Below are 3718 nucleotides of genomic sequence, written 5' to 3'. Positions count from 1 at the left end.
TTGTTTATGCATATCAGGCTACTATTTCGGGTGTGAGAGCTGTGAAATTTATCACAGTTGACTCCCACCTTTTAATATCTCACCTGTTGCACTTAATATGTTAACTCAGCATTAAATTTCATAATACTACGAAAAATCATACCCTTCTAGCCATTCAATTTATTCCAGTAAGAATATTTTATGAAATTTAAATATTATTTTTCAATAAGATAAATATAACTCCCCTCTTCCCAATATAACTTGGCACGGCTTTCGCAATAACACAGGAAGAATACATGTTGATTCATTCCAAAATAACATTGAACTAGGAGCTGTTATGCCAAAAGTTGATATCGAACAATATAAAGATGGCGATTTTCTCGTTGATTATGAAGAGAAAGTATTTGAGGACGTCAAAGCTCTGCCGGGTGAAAAAGCATTAGTGACTTTCCATACCGTTGCGTTTGAAGGATCAATCGGCCTGATCAATGTATTGCAGGCAAAGCGTCTATTACGCAAAGGTTTTGAAACCAAAATATTGCTTTATGGCCCAGGTGTGCAGTTAGGTGTACAGCGCGGCTTTCCAACTTTAGGTGCGGAAGCTTTTCCGGGTCATTTAGCCGTCAATAATCAATTGAAAGCCTTTATGGAAGAAGGTGGTGAAGTTTATGCCTGCCGTTTTGCGCTGCAATCGATGTATGGTCAGACCGAAAAAGCGCTTATTCCGGGAATTCGCCCGATTAATCCACTGGATGTGATGGATTTGAAACTGCTGATGCGTCGTGACAATGCCTTAATCATTGATACCTGGACTGTTTAAGTAAGTCTTAACTATAAGGGAAATAAGACATGAACAGAATCATTAAAGCCGCCGCAGTGCAATGCAGCCCGGTACTTTATAGCCAATCCGCAACCGTAAAAAAAATCTGTAACATTATTTTAGAGCTTGGAAAACAAGGGGTGCAGTTCGCCGTTTTTCCTGAGACCGTCGTGCCTTATTACCCTTATTTTTCCTTTGTCCAATCCCCACTTGCCATGGGTAAAGAACATTTAAAACTGTTGAATGAATCCGTGGTTGTGCCTTCCGAAGCAACCTCAGCTATTGGTCAGGCCTGTCTTGAGGCCAACATAGTGGTGTCGATCGGCATTAATGAACGTTCAGGCGGTACGATTTATAACGCACAATTGTTATTCGATGCTGATGGTTCAATTATTCAGCATCGCCGCAAAATCACCCCAACTTACCATGAACGAATGGTATGGGGGCAAGGTGATGGCAGCGGTCTGCGTGCCATTGATTCTGCGGTGGGACGTGTTGGTTCGCTGGCATGTTGGGAACATTACAACCCACTGGCTCGTTTTGCCTTGATGGCAGATGGTGAGCAAATTCATGCTGCCATGTTTCCTGGTTCGTTGGTAGGACAAGTATTTGCCGATCAAATCAGCGCAACTATTCAACATCACGCTCTGGAATCTGGCTGTTTTGTGGTCAACGCCACTGCATGGCTGCACCCCGAACAGCAACAGCAAATTATGCAAGATACCGGCTGTCACATCGCACCTATTTCAGGAGGATGTTTCACCGCCATTATTTCCCCCGAAGGCAAGTTTTTAGCTGAGCCGCTCACGCAAGGTGAAGGTTATTGCATTGCCGAGCTGGATTTCAGCTTGATTGATAAACGCAAACGCATGATGGATTCGGTTGGGCATTACAGCCGCCCCGAATTATTCAGCTTATTGATTGATCGTCGCCCAACACGTGTATTGCACGAACTGAAAGTTGAAACACCAGAGCAAACTCATCCCGAAAATGCTCAAAATTTAATGAAGCACATGTCTGAACCGCATTGATTAAACACCAATAATAGGGAATCAGGATGTCTACAATACAATTATTGACCGATTTGCAATGTCATGGCCTGAAATGGGAAGGCGAGTTTGGCTTATCCCGCAAAGGGGGCGCAGGGCCAAGCGATCATAAGGCACTGAGCCTTAACGGGCAGACCATGATGATCCCGGTGCGGAACCTTGTGGCACAAGATTCACCCTACACCGCAAAGTCTGAACCGAACTCCGACAAGGTGACCGTTTTTAAAAACCGAACTCCTGTAGCAACTTTAACTGCACCAGCACGACCACGCTTTTATGATTTAAAAACGGTCGAAGGTATTGCCTATGAGCAAATTGCAACCTTACATAGCCATGATGTGTTGGCAACGACTGTGTTACAGCATTGCATTCGGATGAATGACAAGGCAACGGCATGCCAATTCTGTTCAATTGATCAGTCTATAAAAAATGGGCAAACGTTGATTCGTAAGCACCCGAAACAGTTGGCAGAAGTCGCCAAAGCAGCCGTTGAGCTGGATGGTGTCAAGCAAATGGTGATCACCACGGGCACACCAAATACGGCAGATCGTGGTGCCAAAATTTTATATGACTCGGTTAAAGCCATTAAGGCTCAAGTCGATTTGCCAATACAGGTACAGTGTGAACCTCCCGATGATTTTGCATGGTTTCAGCGTTTAAAGGATGCGGGCGCTGTGTCGATCGGGATGCACCTTGAAGCCGTAAATGAACGTGTACGGCAGAAGATTATGCCCGGCAAAGCCGAAGTCTCATTGGAAACATATTTTGCCGCCTTTGAAGCAGCCGTTGCGGTGTTCGGCCGGGGACAAGTCAGTACCTACATTCTGGCAGGTTTGGGTGACACCGAATTAGAAATCGTAGAGATGAGTGCCAGACTCACGAAAATTGGGGTGTATCCGTTTGTCGTACCATTTGTGCCGATTCAAGGAACTCCATTGGAACATCATCCTAAACCTGATCCGGCTTTTATGCGGTCGCTTTATCCGAAAATCGGGCAACAACTCAAACTACATGGTTTGAACTCGGAAAATACACAGGCGGGCTGTGCCAAGTGTGGCGCCTGCTCTTCGCTGAAAGCGTATGAATAAGGGGAATGTGGTATGGAGCTTCGCTATTCCTGGCTTCTTCAGCTAAATGCAGGAATGAAAAAATCTCTTGCCGATAACATTGTTATCAAGATTGTGTCGGAAGATTGGGAATTTCACCAATATTATCGTTTACGTGAAGCGACCTTTCGCGATGAACAGAAAATCTTAAAAGAAGATCGTGATGAACACGATTTTAAAGCATTAGGCATTATTGCCATCGGCAAAATGTCTGGTGAGCATGAGCGTGTGATTGGCGCCGTGCGGATCTTCCCTGATGGAGAACAAACATGGTATGGCGGGCGTTTATGCGTTGACCCTTTATATCGACGTCACCACACCATTGGCAAGGCATTAATCAATGCCGCGGTATCAACCGCCAAAAACTTAGGATGCCGTACTTTCTTAGCCACTGTGCAAAGCCAGAATGAACGCTATTTCCAAAGGTTGTATTGGGATAGTTTGCGTCAATTGATCATTGCCAATATTCCACATGTATTGATGCAGGCTCAGATTGAAAACTATCCGTTACAGCATATCCCGATGCAAATCTGTATGCAGAAGAATATACAGAAGGAAGCGTGCTGATGAAGCTCAATCAATTACTCGAAAAACTGAAACATACACCTGCAATGCAGTCCAAGCAGGCAATTGCTCACTGTTTTTCAACTAATATATAGCAGAATCAACATAACCTGACACATTCGATGTGCTCGGTGAACAACTCATCAACTGAACATCTTTTTTGTCTTCTTATCGCTTTTGCCCCACTCCATTTGTGTTCT

4 protein-coding genes are annotated in these 3718 nt (G+C 44.4%); all 4 read left to right on the top strand.

Annotated elements, in window-relative coordinates:
* Positions 1-316: 316 nt before the first annotated feature.
* The 4 genes from AAC854_RS21725 to AAC854_RS21710 are packed head-to-tail and all read left to right on the top strand — an operon-like array spanning position 317 to position 3521.
* Positions 317-799 (top strand): MSMEG_0572/Sll0783 family nitrogen starvation response protein, encoded by a 483-nt coding sequence (locus AAC854_RS21725; protein WP_047964709.1) that lies wholly within the window; start codon positions 317-319, stop codon positions 797-799.
* A 29-nt stretch (positions 800-828) separates the two neighbouring features.
* Positions 829-1830: a Nit6803 family nitrilase gene (locus AAC854_RS21720; protein ID WP_340618914.1), complete on the top strand. Its 1002-nt coding sequence runs from the start codon at positions 829-831 to the stop codon at positions 1828-1830.
* A 26-nt stretch (positions 1831-1856) separates the two neighbouring features.
* Entirely contained in the window at positions 1857-2936 is a 1080-nt protein-coding gene (locus AAC854_RS21715; RefSeq protein WP_340618913.1) for an MSMEG_0568 family radical SAM protein, read from the top strand.
* A gap of 12 nt (positions 2937-2948) precedes the next feature.
* Positions 2949-3521: an MSMEG_0567/Sll0786 family nitrogen starvation N-acetyltransferase gene (locus AAC854_RS21710; protein ID WP_340618912.1), complete on the top strand. Its 573-nt coding sequence runs from the start codon at positions 2949-2951 to the stop codon at positions 3519-3521.
* Positions 3522-3718 lie beyond the last annotated feature (197 nt).

It is taken from the genome of Xenorhabdus entomophaga, from assembly GCF_037996725.1.
In the GTDB taxonomy this organism is placed as follows: Bacteria; Pseudomonadota; Gammaproteobacteria; order Enterobacterales; family Enterobacteriaceae; genus Xenorhabdus; species Xenorhabdus khoisanae.
This window is presented reverse-complemented; position numbering and strand designations above follow the sequence as displayed.